Origin of the sequence: Streptomyces sp. NPDC014764 (assembly GCF_043082785.1) — a bacterium.
Taxonomy (GTDB): Bacteria; Actinomycetota; Actinomycetes; order Streptomycetales; family Streptomycetaceae; genus Streptomyces; species Streptomyces althioticus.
The window spans coordinates 55,950-74,228 of the sequence record NZ_JBIBXY010000023.1; the positions used below are offsets into that span (position 1 = coordinate 55,950).

Consider the following 18,279-nt stretch of genomic DNA (forward strand, 5'->3'; position numbering starts at 1 on the left):
GCCGCCTTTCATGAACCGTCCGACAAGCCCCGTGCACGGAGGACCCGTTGGGAGCAGTACGCAGGCTGGTTGATGCCGAGACTGGCGAGGCGGTCCCCTACGCGCCGTACGCCTTCTCCGGCAGGCACACCCAGGTTGACAAGGCACGCGTCGAGGCAATCACCGAATCTAAGGCGTTCACGCCCAGCCAGAAATTCCTCGTCCTGTGGTGGATCGGCGTCTCACCCGAGGGCATGGAACCGTTGAGAGCCACCGGGGCCGACATCGCCAAGCGGGTAGGGATGTCCACCGACGCTGTCGGGAAGATCAACAGGAAACTGGCCAAGCACCGCATCCTGATCGTCCGCGGACGCATCGGCAACTACAACTTCTACCGGATCAGCCCGTACATCGCCTTCCACGGAACGGGCATCGAACAGCGTGAAGCGGTGAAGACGTGCAACCCGCCGGACATCCCCGGATTCAACGAGAACGTGCCTGCACGGTGGGAGGCCCAGTGACCAGCAGCGACGACAAGCAGAAGAACCTCGAGCTGCTTGAGAAGACCGCCGGCATGACCGCCAACCAGCGTCTCGTCGTCATGCTCTACGCACTGCACCCGACCGACCGGTCCGGAGCCGTCCTCGAGACCGCCGCCAACCTGGCCAAACTCGTCGGAATGGCCGCGCCCGTCTTCTCCCGCACTCGCAAGCAGGTCATCGAAGCTGGCTGGCTCGAGGAGACCGAGAGGCTTGGCCACATCCGGTACTACAGGCTCGACCCCAAGCGCATGGGCGAGCACGTTGTCATCCCTCTCCGCCGCGCAACCTGACGCTCCTCAGATCGTCCCTCATTGACGTGAAGTACATAAGGGACGGCGTGCAGAACCGTTCCCCTTGACCACTCGGCAATCTCTGCTGCAGGTCGAGGCGGCTGGAGCAGTGTGTGATCGATGCTGAGGGCGGCAGCAGCACTGTACGCCTGCGCGTACGCCGAGTCGTGGAACCGTACGAAGATCGGGGCAGCTCTACTTCCGCGACGGCGGCCGGCGGGCCTACGGCCTGGAGGTGGAGTTCACCGACGCCAAGGCTCGACGTGCAGCTGCTCAGCGATTCGCGCTCAGTGGCCTTCCCCCCGGGGCCCCGCAGTACTGCCCTCCTGGCGGCTGGATCGTGCCGTGTTGTGTCCGTGCTGGTCGGGTACGGCTTCGGCGATTGGCCGTTGTGGAGGGGGCTTCGGGGTGGGTAAGGCGAGCCGGGGTAAGCGGGAGCGCAGCAGGGACAGAGACGGGCAGTGGACCGCGACTGCCGCGGCGCGGGTGGCACACCGTCTGCGGGATCAGACTCAGCGGTGTCTGGCTGGTAACCCGTGGGTGCAGATGACGATGGCCTCGAATATGAACAACGTGGTCAGCGAGCTGTATGCCGTGCTGGCGAACAGCAATCTCACCGATATGCCGGACAAGCCCGTGGACATCGAGCAGGACGCGGCGTTGTCGATGACGCTGGGCAAGCAGGGCCACCCACCGCCGTGGCCCCGGTCGGCGGGAGAGGCCGCTGCCTGGCAGATACGCCAGATCCAGAAGCTGCTGAGGCAAGCGGAAATCCTCGTCATCTCGCCGGCCGCACACGCCGCGGTCATGGCTGCGGCCGCCACCCTCGAACCAGCCGACATCAGCACCCTGGACCGCGACCGGGACATCCCCATGCCCACCGGGCTGCTGGTGCTGCCCGAACCGATCGTGGTCGTCAACCGCACCGGGACACTCTCGGACACCCGGGCGTTCGGCTGGCAGTTCATCACCCAGCACCAGATCCTGCCCACCGCTCGGTATCCGGGTGTGCGGGTGACGACGTTCATGGACCGCGATGGCCCCGTGCAGCCGGCAGGATGGCGGCAAGCGGTCTCCCAGGCACGCGCCTCCGGCAATCCGCTGCCACCACTGATGCCGGACGGCATGTACGGGATGCGCGGCGATGCCTGCCTGGCGGAGGAGAGCACCGAGACGCTCGCTGACCTGTCCAAGTTCCACCGCCAGATGCAACGGGCCCTCACCCAGGCCTCCCAGTGGCGTGCAGAACCGGTCCCCGAGACCGGCGAATGGGCCGGCGGGCGGGTGGACGACCCCTACGACGACTTTGTAGGCCGCTACATGTTCGCCTGCTGGCGCCTCCTCGCCCAGGGCGTCACGGCTGTCGGCCCCTCACACCCCGCGCCTGCGGTGCGCACGACCGCAACTGGACTGGACGGATCCGCGCCGCGGGACCCCGATGTGCGGGTCATCCGGCTTGCTGCGCCCTCGCCTCGCCCGTCGGAGCCGGCCGGCGAGACGAAGCGGGTGTACCACCACCGGTGGCCAGTGCGGATGCACAAGGTCCGGCAGTGGTATCCCAGCCGCCAGGAACACCGGGTGATCTGGCGAGGCCCGTACATCAAAGGACCCGCTGACGCACCGCTGATGACGGGCGAGAAGGCATACCTCGTGGATTCGTAGCTGCGCCCTGATGGCCTGCGCCGAGCCGGTCACGTGCGCGGGTTTCGCGGACTGAGCAGACGCACCTGAGATCCGCGCCGTGTCCAGCATCGTGCCGAGGTGATGGCGGCGTGCCACGACCAGGGCGTGCCAGCGCTGGCGGGTGGCTGGCTCGCTGTCGATCCAGCGGGCGCCGAACGCCTGATGGGGAGCGAGATCGGCCATGAAGGCGGCGATGTCGCTGTAGTAGGCGAAGTCGCCGCGGGTGTTCTCCTCCAGCCGGGCGATCGTCATGGCCACCTGGTCCTGGTCGTCGCGGACGGCGTGGTGGAAGGCGAGGGCGAGGTCCAGGGCGAGCTCGGTGTACGTCACGCCCGCTGTGCGGATCTCGGCGCGTAGCATCTGGGCGCGGTCGTCGGTGCGGTCGTCGGTGCGGTCGTCGGTGCGGTCGGCGTCGCGGGCGAGCGCCGCGGACCCCTCCGCGATTCCATGCGATTGTCACGGTGTCACGTCCGGTTTGCCCCCAGCCACCGGCTGGTCAGTTGTCCACTGGTGTCCGAGCTGGGATCCCAAGGCCGACCCCGGGTCGCCGGTCAGCCAGCCACTGCTTCTCGGATTCTCCGCCCGATCTCGTCGCCGAACGTCCAGGGAGAGCCTGCGCTCCGGTAGGGGCACGAATACCTGTAGTGGCCCGTCTCCTCGTTGAAGATGAAGTCTGCGACCCAAGTCCCTTTTCTGGAACGGGTTCGGTACGTTGCTGCAACCGTGAAGCCCTGCACGGAGAATCTCTCGACTGCTTGGCCGTACACGCTTGCTGCGACGGCTTGCACGATGGCTTCGAACTCCTGCTCCGACAGTTTCCCCATGTCGCCCCCTCATGACGATTGCGCTGCGGCCAGAGTAGCGATGACCTGCCCAGGCGTAGCTCGGCCTCGGGCGTACTCAGCGCAGACAGGGCCTTGTAGGAACGGGTCCCAAAACGTTACGACCAGAACGTTTCCGACTTGCCTTACTTGCCTGACACCCGGTGAAGCTATCTGGCCTGCACAAAGCGCCTCTAGATGTGTTGTCCGGGGACGTTGGTGACACGCGTGCTGGGTTCTTGAACGGGTGAGGGCCTCCGGGTTCGGTGTGGATTGCGACATCTGCACCGCTCCGAGGAGGCCCTCGTGCCCCACCGTAATGCCCCGCTGACCGAGACCGGGCGTCTTCGCCTGGCCCGCTGTGTCGTCGACGACGGCTGGCCGCTGCGCCGGGCTGCCGAGCGTTTCCAGGTCAGCCACACCACCGCCGCCCGCTGGGCCACCCGCTACCGCCAGCTCGGCGTCGCCGGAATGAACGACCGCTCCAGCCGGCCCCACCACCAGCCCCGCAGGACGCCGGCCGAGACCGAGACGGAAGTCCTCCGACTCCGGCGCGAACACCGCATCGGCCCGCTGCGGCTGGCCGTCCGGTGCCACATCGCGGCCTCCACCGCCCACCGCATCCTCCAGCGGCACGGCCAGCCGCCTCTGAGGGCCCTGGACCGGGCCACCGGCGAACCCGTCCGCCGCTACGAACGCGCCCGACCCGGCGAACTGGTCCACATCGACGTCAAGAAGCTCGGCAGGATCCCCGACGGCGGCGGCCACAAGACCCTCGGCCGGGCCGACGGCCACCGCAGCCGGACCAACGGCGCCGGCTGGGCCTACCTGCATACCGCCCTCGACGACCACAGCCGGATCGCCTACACCGAGGACCTGCCCGACGAGACCGCCCCGACCTGCGCAGCTTTCCTCGTCCGGGCCACGGCCTACTTCGCATCGCTGGGCATCCGCATCGAGCGGGTCCTGACCGACAACGCCTGGGCCTACAGCAAGAACACCTGGCGTGACACCTGCCGCGACCTGGGCATCAGCCCCCGCTGGACCAGGCCTTGGCGGCCCCAGACCAACGGCAAGGTCGAACGCTTCCACCGCACCCTGCTCGACGAATGGGCCTACCAGCGGCCCTACACCTCAGACCACGAGCGCAGGGAAGCGTTCACCGACTGGCTGCACTGGTACAACTACCACCGCCCCCACACCGGCATCGGCGGCCACCCACCAGCCAGCCGCGTCACCAACCTGCCCGGTCAGCACATCTAGATAACTACGACGGCCGCCAGGGCGACGCGCGCCGTGCCGCGCCCCGGAGGGCTACAGGACGCTCCGGAAGGGCTACAGCGAAGCGGGCAACCGACGAGCGGGACGAGGGCGCCGACCGCGCCGCACTCCGCCCTCCCCGCCCGTGCCCGGGCGCGGTTACTGGCCCCAGTAACCCACAACTCGCTGCCCCCGGTTACTGCTGCCGTAAGCCGTCTCCGCCGGTGCCTCACTGCTGTCTTTTGACGTGGATCTCTTCGCTTTGCAGCTTCATGCTTCGTCTGGTCCTTCGTCTTGCAGAGTGACCTTTCGTCGCGGGCTTCGGTTAGGGAGTCGTGGCAGGTTCGTTAGGGGTGCTGCCGGGCGGGGTCTCCGGGCCGCCTGCGGAGGGGTTCGAGGTCGCGTACGCCGACCGGGACGGGTCTGAGTTCCGTCGCCCGCTGGTGGATGCCTGGGCAGTGCGGTTCGAGGACGTCGCGCCGGTACGCGCGTTCAAGTCGTACAAGGGTCAGCGGCATCTGCCGGGTCTGTGGTGGTCGTCCACGGTGGGCGGGCACATCGGGTACGAGTCCTGGCTGGAGCGCGACCATGTGATGCTGCTGGACTTCGACCCGTCGGTGGTGGGGATCTCGTCTCAGCCGTTCTGGCTGTTCTGGCGGTCAGATGCGGGCAAGGGCGTCTCGCATGCGCCGGACTACTTCGCCCGCCGCGAAAACGGCACGGGGGTGGTGGTCGACTGCCGTCCGGCGGATCGGCGCAAGCCCCGGGACGTGATGAAGTTCGAGGCGACGCAGGCAGCCTGCGCCCAGGTGGGATGGGAATTCCGGCTGGTCGGGGCGCCGGACGCGATCGTGGTGCGCAATGTGCGCTGGCTTGCGGGCTACCGCCACCCCCGGCACCGGCTGGAACCCGTGGCCTCCGAGCTGCTGGCGGCGTTCGCCGAGCCACAGCCCGTGATGGGCGGGGCCTCTGCGGTGGGGGACCCGATCAGGGTGCTGCCGGTGCTGTTCCACCTGCTGTGGTCGCACGAGCTGACGGCGGATGTGTCGGTACCGCTGCATGCCCTCTCGCTGGTGTCAGCCGGGGTGCGGAGGTGACGGCCGGGCCGGGCAGGCCGGTGCTGCGGCCAGGGGACTGGGTCACCTACGACGACGGGGATCATCAGGTGGTGGCGCTCGCCGGCACGTCCGTGCGACTTCGGTCGGCGACGGGGGCGGAATCGGTGGTGCTGGCGTCGCACCTGATGGCGGCGCCGGACTTCGCCGTCACCGGCACGGAGCCGTTGCCCGCGGTGGAGCCGTCCGGGCTGCTGGCCACGTTGCCGGAGGCGGTGCGGGAGGCGGCGCGTGAGTGGGAACGGCACATGGTGGAGATCGAGACCGGGCTGCCGCCCAGCACCACGCCGGGTACTCCGCCGCGCCCTGGATATGACCCGGCTGCGTTCTCGCTGATGGAACGGATGGCCGCGAAGGCGCGAGAGCTGGGAGTGACCGTTCGGACCGTGCAGAGCCGACGGTCGCGCTACGTCCGGCAAGGGGTCTGGGGGCTGGTGGACCAGAGGGCGACCCAGACCTGGGAGGCGACGGGGCGGGCGGATGCACGGCTGGTCGCGGCCGTCCAGGAGGCCCTGGAAGCGGAGACGCACACCTCGACAGGGACCCGGTCACGGCTGATCCGCCGAGTGGTCAAGCTGGTGGAGGCTACCTACGGCGAAGGGGTGGTGCCGCTGCCGAGTCAGCGGACCTTCTACAAGTTGATCGACGCGCTGTCCACGGGGAGGCACACCTTCGGTTCGGCGGTCACGCGGCGGCAGACGGCGAACCGGCCCGAAGGGCCGTTCACACCGACTTTCGCGGACCGTCCCGGAGAGCAAGTCCAGATCGACTCCACCCCTCTGGACGTGATGGTGGTGCTCGATTCAGGGCTGACTGCCCGCGCGGATCTGACAATCGCGGTCGACGTCGCGACGCGGACGATCTGCGCCGCGGTGCTGCGGCCGGTGGGGACCAAGGCGGTGGACGCCTCGCTGCTGCTGGCCCGGATGCTGGTGCCCGAGCCGATGCGGCCTGGCTGGCCTGCCTCGCTGCGGATGGCGGCGTCGCGGATGCCCCACCTGCGCCTACTGGACGTGGACGCGCGGATGGAACAGGCCGCGGCGAAACCGGTGATCGTGCCGGACACCGTCGTCATCGACGGCGGGAAGGTGTTCATCTCCGACACCTTCGTGCGGGCCTGTGACCGGCTCGGCATCTCAGTGCAGAGGGCACGTCCGCGCACGCCGACCGACAAGGCCATCGTGGAGGCGACGTTCTCCGCGATCAACACACTGTTCGTCCAGCACCTTCCCGCCTACACCGGCCGGGAGGTTTCCCGCCGAGGCGAACGGGTCGAGGACCGGGCCATCTGGACGGTTCCCGAGCTCCAGGACCTGCTGGACGAGTGGCTGCTGGCCGGGTGGCAGGCCAGAGTGCACGATGCTCTGCGCGACCCGTTCCGGCCGAAGAAGGCGATGTCGCCGAACGACAAGTACGCCTCCCTGGTCGCGGCCTGCGGCTACCTGCCGCTGGTCCTACGCGGTGAGGACTATCTGGAACTCCTGCCGGTGACCTGGCGGGCCATCAACGGCTACGGCATCCGGATCAACTACCGCACCTACGACAGCTCCGAGTTGGGGCCCCTGCGGCGCCAGCACTCCGGACATGCGGCCAAGCGCGGTCTCTGGGAGGTCCACTACGACCCCTACGACCTGTCCCAGGTGTTCGTACGCACCCAGCAGGGTTGGATCACCGTCCCCTGGGTGCATCTTCCGCTGGTGAACGCGCCGTTCGCGGACTTCACCTGGCAGCACGCACGGCGTCTGGCCGCCGAGGCCGGGCTGGACGACACCAACGAGGCGGCGGTAGCCCGGGTCCTGGACGAGTTGCTGACCCGCGCCGAACACGGCCCGGACACCCGCACCGCGAAGGTGGCCGCCCGCACCCGCGCCGCAGCCGCCTCCCAGCGGCCGCCCGCACCGCGCACCGCCCCGGAACCAACCCCGCCCGACCCCGGCACCGAACCGGCCGAGGTGATCCCGTTCGGTGTCTTCGACGCCCACGCAGAAGCCGAAAGGTGGCTATGACCAGGCCCTCCCGCACATCCTTCGTCCCTCAGCAGGCCACGGAGCAGGAGCCGCCGCCGGACAGCCCGCTGACCACGAAGGAGGGGTGGCGCCGCTTCGTCGAGCACGAACCCTCCCCGCCCCCGCTACTGACCGCGGCCCAGCGCGCCGCCCTGTCCCGGAAGGAGAAGCTGCACGACGACGAAGTACGCCGGAACTATCACGCCGATCTGCCGCTGGTGAACACCCCGACCATCCGGAAGGTCATCGCCACCTCGCGGCTGCTGGTCCAGCTCAACCGGCAGCAGATTTCCGCCCGTCGGGGAGTCATCATCAGCGGCGCCTCTGGCACCGGGAAGACCACCGCCCTCTCCCAGCTCGGGCGGGCTCACGAGATCGCCGTCCGCAAGCGCCACCCACGCGACCGCTCCCGGCTCCCGGTCCTCTACGCCACCGTCCCGCCGGCCGCCACCCCGAAGATGCTCGCCATGGAGTTCGCCCGCTTCTTCGGCCTGGACTTCCCCACCCGATTCAACATCACCGACGTCGTCAACGCGGTCTGCGCCACCGCAGCACACGTCCACGTCGACCTCGTCCTGATCGACGAACTGCACAACCTGAACCTGGCCACCCGCACCGGCGCCGAAGCCTCCGACCAGCTGAAGTACTTCGCCGAAAGACTCCCCGCCACCTTCGCCTACGCGGGCATCGACGTCGAGGACCAGGGCCTGTTCGCCGGCACCCGAGGCCGCCAGATCGCCGGGCGGTTCACCGTCATCCCCACCACCCCGTTCCCCTACGCGCCTGGAGTGGACCGGGAGGCCTGGCACTCCCTGGTGGGCACCCTGGAATCCCTTCTGCGGCTGCACCGCCATCAGCCCGGAACGCTGACCGGCCTGAGTGAATACCTCTACCACCGGTCCGGCGGCATGATCGGCAGCCTCTCCCAGCTCATCCGCGGCGCTGCGGTGCTCGCCATCGAGGACGGCAGCGAACGCATCACAGAAGACCTTCTGGAGACGGTCCCGGTCGACTACGCCGCCGAACGCTCCCAAGCGCTCACAGCCCCGGAGAAACCCCGCTCACGCCGGAGGCGCATCGCCTGATGCTCCTCCCCCGCCTGCCCGACCCGGTCCCGCCCGCACAGCACGAGATCGCCGCCTCCTACGTCGGCCGCCTGGCCCGGCTCCACGGTCTCGACATCAACGCCCTCTGGCGGTGCGTCACAGAACGCGAAGCCTCCGGCGGGATGCGCCGCGTCGTCGTCCCCGAACGTCTCGCCGCCATCACCGGCCGGACGGTCCACGCTCTCGCCGGAGCCCTGCCCGAACTACGCACCCCGCAGCCCGACTGGGCCATGTTCCGCCACCAGCCACAACCCGGCTGCCACCACTGCAACGCCAAACACCCCGGCGGCGAGGTCACCAGGATCCTGCCGCACCACCGCTACGTCTGCACCCGGCACCGGCTATGGCTCTGCCCGTCCGACGCCGACGGACACACCACGCCCCTCGACGCCCTCCCGGAAATCGTCCAGGCACAACGCAGACACCTGCGCATCCTCCAGCGCCACGGCTGGTCCGTCACCTACGACGCCGTCCTCACCGCCATACTCATCTGCGGCCAGCTCTGGTCCCTCCCGGAGAACGAAAACGGCGAAGCGTGGCACGACTGGATCCGCCGGGCCAACATCCTCATCCCGCCCGGCACAGCCGAAGCGACCTTCTCCGTCGCACGCCTCTGCGCCGCGGTCTATCCCGAAGCCGTCGCCCTGGCCCCGCTCTTCGCATCGCCCTACTGGAGACAACAAGCACAGCGAACGGTCTGGGACCGCCGCCTTTTCAACGCCGAGATCGCCCGACGGCTACGACACCCTCGCTACGGCCGACACGAGAACGACCCCATCAGCCACTGGGCCAACATGACGGCCAAGCGCCCGCCGCTTGCTCCGATCCGTGTCCACGACCAAGGACATCACCTCCGGAAACCAGCCCAGCGCACCGCCACCCAACGCGCACAGCAACGCCATGCCCACGCCTTCAATCCATCCCACCGAGCCGGCGAAGCACTCGTCGCGCACCGCCACCTCGCCACCGTGTTCCGGCGTGCCTGGCACCCCTTCCGAACCCACGCCCTTCTCCCGAACGGAGACAGCTACTACAAGCTCTCCTGATGACCGTCCCAGCAGTGCTGTCGAGTTGCGGATACGCGCTGTTGCAGAACTCAATCGGAGGGCGTGACCGGGGACCGCATGCCGAGCCACTGCTCGGCATCCCAGGCCTGGAACCGCTCTACCTCGGTGAACCCCAGCTTCGCCGCGAGGCGCATCGAGCCGACGTTGGCGGTCTGGGTGGCGAGCACCACCGGCTCGCCGGGAAGGACACCGTCGAACCAGTCCAGTGCCGCCGCGCACGCCTCGGCGGCATACCCGAATCCCCACGCCCGCGGCAGGAACAGGTAGCCGAGATCGACCTTCCCCACGGCAGCCGGGCGACGGTGCTCCGGTGCTCTCCTGAGCAGGATCTGGCCGATCATCGCCCCATCGAGATCAACGACGAAACTCCCGGGCCACTGTTCGGGCACCCCGGGCATCTCGCGCTCAAGCTCGTCACGCGGGCGGGGGCCGCCGAGGTAGGTGTGCACCTCCGGCGACGCCAGCAGCTCGATGAACGCCGCACGGTCCCGGGCCTCGGGCTCACGGAGCACGAGCCTCTCGGTCCTGATCGGGGCAGGTGGCCAAGCGACGGGTCCAAGATCAGTCATGTCGGCCAGCCAATCAACAGGCTCGGCAGCGATCAAGACTCGCAGACCGATCAAGCCACCGGCCCGGGCCCCAGCCTCACCAACGGGCCGGACCCTACAGCCACGCCTGCCAGGGACAGGATGCCTCCCGTTCTCGTGAACATCGACTGCGGCAGCGGCGGGCCGCCTCCCGCAGTGCCGTCCATCTGCTGTCGGGATTCGTGAAGAGAACCAGGCGTCCCAACCCTCCGAAAACGCAAGGTTGATCTGCACAACTCCGGCGCCGACGCGCAGACAAAACCTTCATCCCGCTGGCCACGGCCACCTCCACATGCAGCCTCTTGCGGCACCGGACAACTGCTTCCGTCCTCCCCGCCGAGGACGGAGGCACGGGTTACGGCGTATCCAGCTCAAAGAGGGGCGGCGGTGTGTCGTCATCGGTCCTCTTCCATGCATCCGCACCTGCAGACTCATCCAGACCAGGCCCCTGTTCGAACCCCACCGACCACCCGAGCGGATAGAGAACAGCCAGTTAGCGGTGGGTCTTGCGTTGGCATGCGGTGCACGGGCCGACCTTGTCGCCGGGACACGTCAGAGCAGCAGGATCGGTCTCGGTGATCGGCGGAGGCGGGGTGGTCATGCGCTCGGTTGTTGGGACGATTGATGGTGTATCGCCGCGAATGCGGGTTATCGAGGGTCGGGGTTGCTCGGCATTTGAGCAGAGGAATCCGGGAAGTTGCCAGAACTCGCTGTTCGCTGTTCGTGAATCTATACACCGCAGTCCGGAGCAGGCCTCGCCACGAGGTGCTGACAAGGCCTGCTCCGGTTCCACCGACCTTTACTCAGTTTCGCGCCAACTGGTCACCGCCCGCTGGCATTGAGCATAAGCGAATGGCCCAAAAGCCTCACCGAGCCTTTCAGCGTCCTCGCTGTGCATGACCCCAGGATTCCAGACGACGACGGGGTACTCGCCTTGCTGATCGACATGCGAAGAATCGAGTGCGACTAGGCCGCCCATTCCATCGAACATTACGACGATCAGATTGGGTGGCATTCCGTACTGGTTGCGAGCATCCAGGGTTTCCGCGACGGAACCCAGCAGCGTCGACCCCATAGCGGGCGTTGTGTAAACCCCGAGGAATTCTTCGCCGGCGATGTCCCAAGTTCCGAACTCCTCGATCAAGCAGCGATACGAGGGCGGGAATGGGATACCCAGAGCGTCCTCGGCGGCGGCCATAGTCTCTGCGTCACAGCCGTCGGCATAGTTCGCGATGTCTTCGTTCCTGTGGATTAGCTCGATCAGCTGCTCACTTGCTTGAATGGCGTTCATCATGGACCAAATCCTGCCGCTCGATCCTTCCAGTACAACTTCTTCCACGCATCGAATGCTTTCCGATCGATCCCGCTGGGAATATTGGTGCCCACCTTCCAATGCAACTGCTTGTAGTTATTGAAGTGCATCGAGAATGTTACCTCGGCGATCGGACCGTCCTGAGTTTGCAGCATGTGGTGCAGGTTTATCGGCTTGTCGTCTGGCCCCATCGGCGCGATACCTTGCTGCATCCTCTTGAGATTGCTTCGGCCGTACTTGTCCTTTGGGGAGAAATAATCCGGATTTACCAGATCGTCTCTTTGGTAGACGCGCTGACCATCGTACTCGGACAGCTTCCAGTAGGGCTCTTCGGCTTGTTGCTTCTTCCCGCCTCCGCTACTAGCTTTCCCGTCTGCCTCGCGGAATGCGCGCCCGAGGTTATCGGAGCCGGAGTCGATCATCGCGGCTCCGGCGGCCGCGACGCCTGCTCCCGCTGCCATGGTCGGAGCGCCTGCCACGCAGAGGACGCCCGTCCCGCATTCGATGGCACCAGTGGCGGCTAGCAGTCCACCACCAGCTACACCGAAGGCGCCGCCGGCAGTCTCGATGATGCCGGACCAGAAGTTTCCATCCGACAGGATGCTGGCGAGGAAGTTCCCGATGTACTGCTCAGTGTCGCTCGGTCCCACATTTCCAACGCAATGGCCATAAGCGCACGCAAGTACTTCACCCGTACCCGCGCTATATATGGTTTGCCCGTTGCTGTCAGATGCTGCGGTACCACAGTGGCTGTTGCATGGATGCTTTCCGAAAGGACCCTTAGCGGCTTCGTTCGGGCGGCCGTTTCCTGCTCTGCCGTCGGGGCGTTTCGGACAGCCGTCTGCTGTGGGTCCGCCTCCGCATGCCAGGCCCATTCCGGTGGGGTCGGAGTGGGTGAGGGGGTTCTGGGCGGCGTAGCTGTATCCGTTGAGGGTTTGGTGTTTGTCGAGTTCGAGGAGTGGGTCGACGCTGATGAACTGGCCGGTTATCGGGTCGTATGCGCGGGCCCCGATGTGGGTCAGGCCTGTGTTGGTGTCGCGAGGCTTGCCGAGGAAGCCCTTGTCGTCGGGCCAGGGGCCGTACTGCTGGGGGCCGCGTGGGGCGCCGAAGGGTGTGGTGTAGCGCTTCGTCGGGGCGAAGGTGCTGGCGTCGATCGCGACGTTGGATGTGCCGTGGTGGTCGGCGGCCAGGAAGCTGAGCTTGGTCCCCGAGGTTCCCGATACCGCGGTGCGGACGGCGATGGTCTGGCCGTTGGCGGTGTAGTAGCGGGTTCCGCTGACGGTCTTGGTGGTGCCCTTGACGGTGAGGCGGACTTCGGTGTTGCCGAAGTAGAGGATGGTGTCACCGTCGCCGGAGGCGCGGCGGATGAGCAGTTCGCCGTTGGCGTCGTACAGGTAACCGGTCTGCGCGGTGCCTTCCGTCACCTTGGACAGCTCGCCTTCGGCGTCCCAGGCGAGGGTTTGCTGAGCGGTCGGGCCGGGGCGGGAGGTGGTGTTTCCGCTGCTGTCGTAGGTGTAGCCGGCGGTGCGGTCGCCGGTGGTTTTGTCGAGTGTGTGGGGCTTGGTGTCCTTGGTTGTGTCGTTGTAGACGTAGGAGGTGGTTTTGTCGCCGGTCGACGTGTGTGTGGTTTCGGTGGCTCGCTGGCCGGCCTCGTTGTAGGTGTAGGAGGTCCAGTACGGGGCGGAGCCGTCGATGTTGGCGGTGGTGCGTCCAGCCGGCGCGCAGTCGGCGGTCTTGGGAGTCCAGGCCTCGGTCACGCGGCTGTAGCCGTCGTAGGTGAAGCACTGGTGGTCGGGTTTGGCGCTACCGCCGAGGGTGGTGGTGTCGAAGATTGAAGTGACGTTGCCGGCGTCGTCCTGGGTGAAGGCGAGGTCCTGCAGCGGGTAGCTGTGGACGTCGTCGGTCACTTGTATTCCGGTGAGGCGCCGGGTGCCGTCCTCGTAGGAGTTGGTGACGTAGGCCAGCTTGTCGGCGGTGCCAAGCCGGAGTTGACGGAGGTCGCCCTGCGGGGAGAACGCGGCTCCCTGCAGGTAACCGGTGGTGCCCCTGGACTTGAGCTGTTGGCCGGTGGCGTTGTAGTCGTAGGAGACGGCCTCGGAGGGCAGCCCGCCTACAGCCGGTGAACCGGTCTGGCTCACGGTGTTGTCGATCCGGTAGGCCGCCGTGGAGGTGAGCGTGGGCCCTACCCCTGCTGCTCGCAGCGGGTCGCCCTCCGGCAGCAGCAGTTGGGTGTTGGTGGCGTTGTAGAGGTAGTCGTACGCGGTGATCTTCTTGGTGTAGGCCTTGCCGGTGGCGGCGCCGCCGTCGAAGCGGGTGGCCTCGTAGGGCTGTCCCTTGGCGGCGGTGTCGAAGGTCCAGGCGGCCAGCTTGTTCGCGTCCGTCTTGTCCTTCTGCCACATGCTCGTCTTGCGGCCGAGCTCGTCGTACTCGTACAGCAGTTGCTTGTTGGCGTCGGCGTTGGGTGTGGTGCTGGTGACCTGGTCGAGGTCGTTGTACTCGGTGGCGGTGCTGCCCTTGTCCGGGTCGGTGGTGGCGACCTGTCGGCCGAACAGGTCGTAGGTGTACGTCCACTGCGATTCGTCGGGTCCGGTGACGGTCTTCTGCTGGCCGGCCGGGTGGTAGGCGTAGCGGGTGCGCGTGAATTCGGTGCCGGTGGGCTGCGGGCCCGCGTATTCGCGGCGCTCGGTCATCTGGCCCAGGGCGTTGGTGACCACGGCGGTTGCCTGCCCGCCGTCGGGGGCGCTGGAGGACACGGTGTCACCGACGTAGGTGGTGGTGGTTGTCCAGCGGGTGACACCGTAGATCTTCGTCTCCGCCTTCGTGGCGCGGCCGGCGCCGTCGTAGGTGGTGTCCGTCTGGATCGGAGCCTGACCGCCGGAGGTAGCGACCGGAGTCGAGGCGGGCAGGGAGGTGCTGTCCCATATGTCGTTGTGCTGGCTGACCGCCATGCCTCGCGTGTCGTAGAGGGTCACCGTGATCAGGCGGCCGCCCTGAGGCGTAGGTGACTGGGTCTGCCGGGGACGCAGCTGGGAATCGTAGAAGGCGTACGAGGAGTTGTATCCGGATGCGTCGCCCCTGAGGGTGCTGGTGGACACCCAGGACATGCCGCTGCTGGTGACGTTGTAGGCGTAGACGTAGTTGGGCGTCTTGTTCAGAATCTTGAGGCGGTTGGGCAGCCACACCTTGGTCACACGCCCGAGGCTGTCGTATTCGGACTCCGTGACCCTGCCGTTCGGGTCGGTGACCTTAGTGGTTGCACCAGTGGCGAAATCGACCGTGGTGGTCGTCTTGTGAAGCTTGACGTTCTCCACGGTCGTGGCCGTCAAGGGCCCTGCGGCCGCCGGTGTGTAGGTGGTGCGGGAGACCAGCTGGCCGCGGGTGTCCTTGACGATCAGAGTGCGGCCGAGGGCGTCGTAGGTGGCGGTGGACACCTTCTGCCACACGGGGGAGTCATCCGCGCCGTACCCCTTGACGCGACCCGTCCAGGTCGCCTCCCCGACGGTGGGTTTCTGAGTGGCGGTCCAGGTGGTTGCGGTGGGGTTGTCGTAGACGGTGGCGATGTCGGAGATGACGTCGCCGGGACGAGCGGAGTCGGCGGGCAGGTCGAGACTCGCGTCTGCGGTCGCGCAGGGCTTGGCCACGGTGCGGCTGCGGGAGACGAGGGAATTGATGCCTACGGCGTCATTACGGGCGTACCAGCTGCGGGTGCACTTCTCGTCACCCGTCACGGACACGTCGCCTGCATCTTCGACGGCTTCGGCCATGCCGTAGTCGTCGTAGGTCGTGCGGACGGTGCGGATCCGGTCGCGGGGGCTGACGCCGCTGGTGATGTTGGTGCGGGTGTGTGTGGCCGCAGTACGGACGTAGTAGGCCTCGGTGTCCGCGTACGACTTGTGCTGGGTCGCGGTGCGCTTGGACCAGGGGTCGTTGACCGTGCCTCCCACTTCGGCGCTGCCGTTGTAGGTCACGGTTTCCCGGGTGAGGCCGGCGTACTGGTCGAGGTCGGTGATCTGGGCGGCCTTGATGCCGGTGACGCTTGCCGTTTTCCGGGCCGTCGGGTCGGGTGTCTTGCCGTCGGAGCCCAGGACACGGTCGCCGTGCATGCCTCGCAGGTACACGGTGACGGTCTTGCTCTGGGTGCCGGTGGACACGCCGGTGAGGTGGGTGACGCGCTCGTAGCCGCGCCAGATGGACCAGGTGCGTTCCTTGGCGGGAGTCAGCGGGTCCTCGTTGTAGTGCCAGGCACCTCCGCTGGAGGAGTACTGGTAGGAGTGCTGGACCGCGAGGCCGCCGCCGTGGGGGTCGGTGACGGACACGGCGCTGACGGGGTACTTCTGGAACCAGTCGAGGATCGGCTCGTCTTCACCGTTGGGTGCCCAGTACACCGGGTAGCAGCGCTTGGTGTTGGTGTCGACCTTGGGCATGGTCTGCCCGTAGGCGCAGTCGGCGGGCAGGTAGGTGACGATTGTCTGAGCGCCGGTTTCCGAGGTGACGGTCTTCAACCGCGGCTTGTGCAGCGGCAGGATGTCGTCGGGGCCGTCTACACGGTTGGCCAGCATCTCATGGCCGAACTTGACTGGGTCAAGGGTGAGGTCGGTGCCGCGTTTGCCGGTGTGGCGGATCTCGTCGAGCCACAGCGTCTGGTCGGTGGAGTCGCCGGTGTCTCCGGGGTCGAGGTAGAGGTGCTTGAGCGTCCAAGTGTCTACCGCTTCGTATGCCGGGGTGGCGGCGGCCGCGTTCCAGGCGTAGGTGGTGACGTCGGTAAGACGCTTGCGAGTGAAGAATGTGGGCCCGTTGTTGCCGGTGCACTTGACGTCGGCCTTGCACACCGCGTCGAAGGGCACATCGGGCCAGCTGTCACGGGTGGACTCGGTCAGGGAGTCGCAGCCGGTGCCGGAGGCGAGGCAGCGTTCCTTGTAGCTGAAGACGACCCTGTTGGAGGCGGCAGGGGTGGCGAAGAGAGCTCCGGCGCGCTGACCGTAGCGGATCTCCCTCAGGTAACCACCACGCACGTAGGGAGTGCCGATGGTGTCGTCGCCGAGCTGGTCATAGTGATTGATATCCGCGGTGTACCAGTAGGAGCTGGCGTTGCCGTGGGTGTCCTCGACGTAGTCGAGGTTCCACCGCCAGGCCTGTGTCTTGGCCCGGCCGGAGAACGTGGTGCCCTCGGCATAGCCCGGTTCGCCGGCGTCGTCGCCGAAGACCGGAACGGTCCACACGGAGTCGGTGCGGTCGTCGGCTCCCGCTCCGGTGAGCTTGTTCAGACCGAAGACGTACTTGGTACCGTCACCGGTGATGACGGTCCAGTGCTCACCGTTGTCGTCGCCGTTCTCGGCGCCGGTTGAGCGGGTGACGGTTGAGGCGTCGTCGTTCTTCAGCCGCCAGATGCCGGTGGTGTCGTCCTTGACGAGTTCAGTGGCCTTGCCGTTGAGGACGAGGGAGGCGTTGTCGTACTTCCAGCACAGGTCGAACTTGTCTTCCTGGCCGTCGTCGTCGCAGGAGCCGTACTTACGCTCGATGTACGACGACGTCAGGTCGAAGCCCTCGCCGACCTGACTGCCCTGATTGTTGGTGCTGGCGGTGCGGCCGTCGATACTTCCGGAGTCGTAGGAGATCGAAAGATCGGGCGTCGGGCCCGCTGCAGCCGGCGGGACACGCAGGGGGTAGTTCCAGGTGAAGGTTCCCGAGCCGCCGCCCGCTTCCCAGGTGGACGACGACGACAGGGGAGTGGCCTTGTAGTCACCTGCGCCCGACTGGGTCCCCGCGGCCAGTGCCAGCATCATCGGCTCGCCGTTGGCCGGCAGGCTCAGCGTGGCGGCAACGCTCTGCTCAGCGCGGTCGTTGGTGGACTCGAGCTCGGTGCGGGTACGGCATACGGACCTGGTAGGGGTGGTGTCGGAGCAGTCGGGCAGGCGGAACAGTTTCAGGCGTCCGGCCCAGTCGCCGCCGTAGGCGGAGGCGAAAGCGGAATAGTCCACGCCGAGGCGGGCACGGCCGCCGTCGGCAGCGGCGACCTTGAGTACGACACCCTTGACGCCCAGCGCAGCAGCGTCCTTCTGGTTCAGGACCTCGACCGTGAGGGAGCGTGCCTTGTTGCCCTTGGCGGGGGTGGTGGCTGTGACGGGCAGGTCGCCTGCTCCGGCCCGGGCCGTCGCTCGCTTGGCAAGGTTCAGGGTGGCCTTTCCTGCTGTCGGCCAGGTCGTGGTGTGCTGCTGGTCTCGGCGGGCGCGCTTCGCCGCGGTGCGATCGGCCTGGGCGGCCTCGTTCACGATGGCGGCGGTCTTCTTGTTCACCTTCGCGGTGAAGGGGGTGACCTTCGCCGAGCGCGGTGCCTCCAGCGTAGGAGGGCCCAGGGGATCGGGTTCGTCGGCGGCGAAGGCGACCGGGGTGAGCAGGCCGGGGAGCAGGGACAGGCCAGTGAGGGTGGCCAGGCGCCGGGTCCAGCGTCTGCGGCTTCCGCTCCCGCGGCCCGGGGTTCGCCGGGGTATGCCGAAGGGATTCACGTGATGTC

At 67.3% G+C, this 18,279-nt stretch carries 13 protein-coding genes; 9 read left to right on the forward strand and 4 right to left on the reverse strand.

All coding sequences use genetic code 11. The features are described from left to right. The first annotated feature begins 47 nt into the window (after window positions 1-47). From ACF1AG_RS31890 to ACF1AG_RS31905, 4 genes are all read left to right on the forward strand, one after another. Window positions 48-500: a MarR family transcriptional regulator gene (locus ACF1AG_RS31890; protein WP_086681367.1), complete on the forward strand. Its 453-nt coding sequence runs from the start codon at window positions 48-50 to the stop codon at window positions 498-500. A 53-nt stretch (window positions 501-553) separates the two neighbouring features. Further along, window positions 554-811 (forward strand): replication initiation protein, RepL2, encoded by a 258-nt coding sequence (locus ACF1AG_RS31895; RefSeq protein ID WP_086681421.1) that lies wholly within the window; start codon window positions 554-556, stop codon window positions 809-811. Window positions 812-1,375: 564 nt separating this feature from the next. After that, the gene (locus ACF1AG_RS31900; RefSeq protein WP_391810829.1) at window positions 1,376-2,473 is read left to right on the forward strand and encodes a hypothetical protein; all 1,098 of its coding nucleotides are present in this window, start codon (window positions 1,376-1,378) and stop codon (window positions 2,471-2,473) included. A 126-nt stretch (window positions 2,474-2,599) separates the two neighbouring features. Further along, window positions 2,600-2,851 carry a hypothetical protein gene (locus ACF1AG_RS31905; RefSeq protein WP_391810830.1) on the forward strand — a complete coding sequence of 84 codons (252 nt, stop codon included), beginning with the start codon at window positions 2,600-2,602 and terminating at the stop codon, window positions 2,849-2,851. Window positions 2,852-3,045: 194 nt separating this feature from the next. Here ACF1AG_RS31905 and ACF1AG_RS31910 read toward each other — a convergent pair whose 3' ends face one another. Beyond that, window positions 3,046-3,318, reverse strand: a complete 273-nt coding sequence (locus ACF1AG_RS31910) for a hypothetical protein (protein WP_391810831.1) — start codon at window positions 3,316-3,318, stop codon at window positions 3,046-3,048. 303 nt (window positions 3,319-3,621) lie between these two features. On the opposite strand from ACF1AG_RS31910, the gene ACF1AG_RS31915 reads away from it, so the two are divergent. From ACF1AG_RS31915 to ACF1AG_RS31935, 5 genes are all read left to right on the forward strand, one after another. Next, a complete protein-coding gene (locus ACF1AG_RS31915) occupies window positions 3,622-4,578 on the forward strand; it encodes an IS481 family transposase (RefSeq protein ID WP_230227387.1) in 957 nt (318 codons plus the stop codon). Window positions 4,579-4,910: 332 nt separating this feature from the next. Beyond that, a complete protein-coding gene (locus tag ACF1AG_RS31920) occupies window positions 4,911-5,672 on the forward strand; it encodes a TnsA-like heteromeric transposase endonuclease subunit (protein ID WP_391810832.1) in 762 nt (253 codons plus the stop codon). Continuing rightward, complete coding sequence (locus ACF1AG_RS31925; RefSeq protein ID WP_391810833.1) at window positions 5,669-7,696, forward strand: Mu transposase C-terminal domain-containing protein; 2,028 nt, start codon at window positions 5,669-5,671, stop codon at window positions 7,694-7,696. The genes ACF1AG_RS31920 and ACF1AG_RS31925 overlap by 4 nt, the downstream gene beginning before the upstream one ends. Further along, window positions 7,693-8,781 carry a TniB family NTP-binding protein gene (locus ACF1AG_RS31930; protein ID WP_391810834.1) on the forward strand — a complete coding sequence of 363 codons (1,089 nt, stop codon included), beginning with the start codon at window positions 7,693-7,695 and terminating at the stop codon, window positions 8,779-8,781. The genes ACF1AG_RS31925 and ACF1AG_RS31930 overlap by 4 nt, the downstream gene beginning before the upstream one ends. After that, the gene (locus ACF1AG_RS31935; RefSeq protein ID WP_391810835.1) at window positions 8,781-9,848 is read left to right on the forward strand and encodes a hypothetical protein; all 1,068 of its coding nucleotides are present in this window, start codon (window positions 8,781-8,783) and stop codon (window positions 9,846-9,848) included. The genes ACF1AG_RS31930 and ACF1AG_RS31935 overlap by 1 nt, the downstream gene beginning before the upstream one ends. A 50-nt stretch (window positions 9,849-9,898) precedes the next feature. Here ACF1AG_RS31935 and ACF1AG_RS31940 read toward each other — a convergent pair whose 3' ends face one another. From ACF1AG_RS31940 to ACF1AG_RS31950, 3 genes are all read right to left on the reverse strand, one after another. Then, window positions 9,899-10,438 (reverse strand): GNAT family N-acetyltransferase, encoded by a 540-nt coding sequence (locus ACF1AG_RS31940; RefSeq protein WP_391810851.1) that lies wholly within the window; start codon window positions 10,436-10,438, stop codon window positions 9,899-9,901. Between the two features lie 817 nt (window positions 10,439-11,255). After that, complete coding sequence (locus ACF1AG_RS31945; RefSeq protein WP_391810836.1) at window positions 11,256-11,750, reverse strand: SMI1/KNR4 family protein; 495 nt, start codon at window positions 11,748-11,750, stop codon at window positions 11,256-11,258. Further along, the gene (locus tag ACF1AG_RS31950; protein WP_391810837.1) at window positions 11,747-18,271 is read right to left on the reverse strand and encodes an HNH/ENDO VII family nuclease; all 6,525 of its coding nucleotides are present in this window, start codon (window positions 18,269-18,271) and stop codon (window positions 11,747-11,749) included. The genes ACF1AG_RS31945 and ACF1AG_RS31950 overlap by 4 nt, the downstream gene beginning before the upstream one ends. Window positions 18,272-18,279 lie beyond the last annotated feature (8 nt).

Bases quoted from the DNA above. Each gene is read 5' to 3' on its own strand.
- ACF1AG_RS31895 (WP_086681421.1), top strand. From the start codon at position 554: ATGACCGCCAACCAGCGTCTCGTCGTCATGCTCTACGCACTGCACCCG.
- ACF1AG_RS31900 (WP_391810829.1), top strand. From the start codon at position 1,376: ATGAACAACGTGGTCAGCGAGCTGTATGCCGTGCTGGCGAACAGCAAT.
- ACF1AG_RS31910 (WP_391810831.1), bottom strand. From the start codon at position 3,318: ATGGGGAAACTGTCGGAGCAGGAGTTCGAAGCCATCGTGCAAGCCGTC.
- ACF1AG_RS31930 (WP_391810834.1), top strand. From the start codon at position 7,693: ATGACCAGGCCCTCCCGCACATCCTTCGTCCCTCAGCAGGCCACGGAG.
- ACF1AG_RS31935 (WP_391810835.1), top strand. From the start codon at position 8,781: ATGCTCCTCCCCCGCCTGCCCGACCCGGTCCCGCCCGCACAGCACGAG.
- ACF1AG_RS31940 (WP_391810851.1), bottom strand. From the start codon at position 10,438: ATGACTGATCTTGGACCCGTCGCTTGGCCACCTGCCCCGATCAGGACC.
- ACF1AG_RS31945 (WP_391810836.1), bottom strand. From the start codon at position 11,750: ATGATGAACGCCATTCAAGCAAGTGAGCAGCTGATCGAGCTAATCCAC.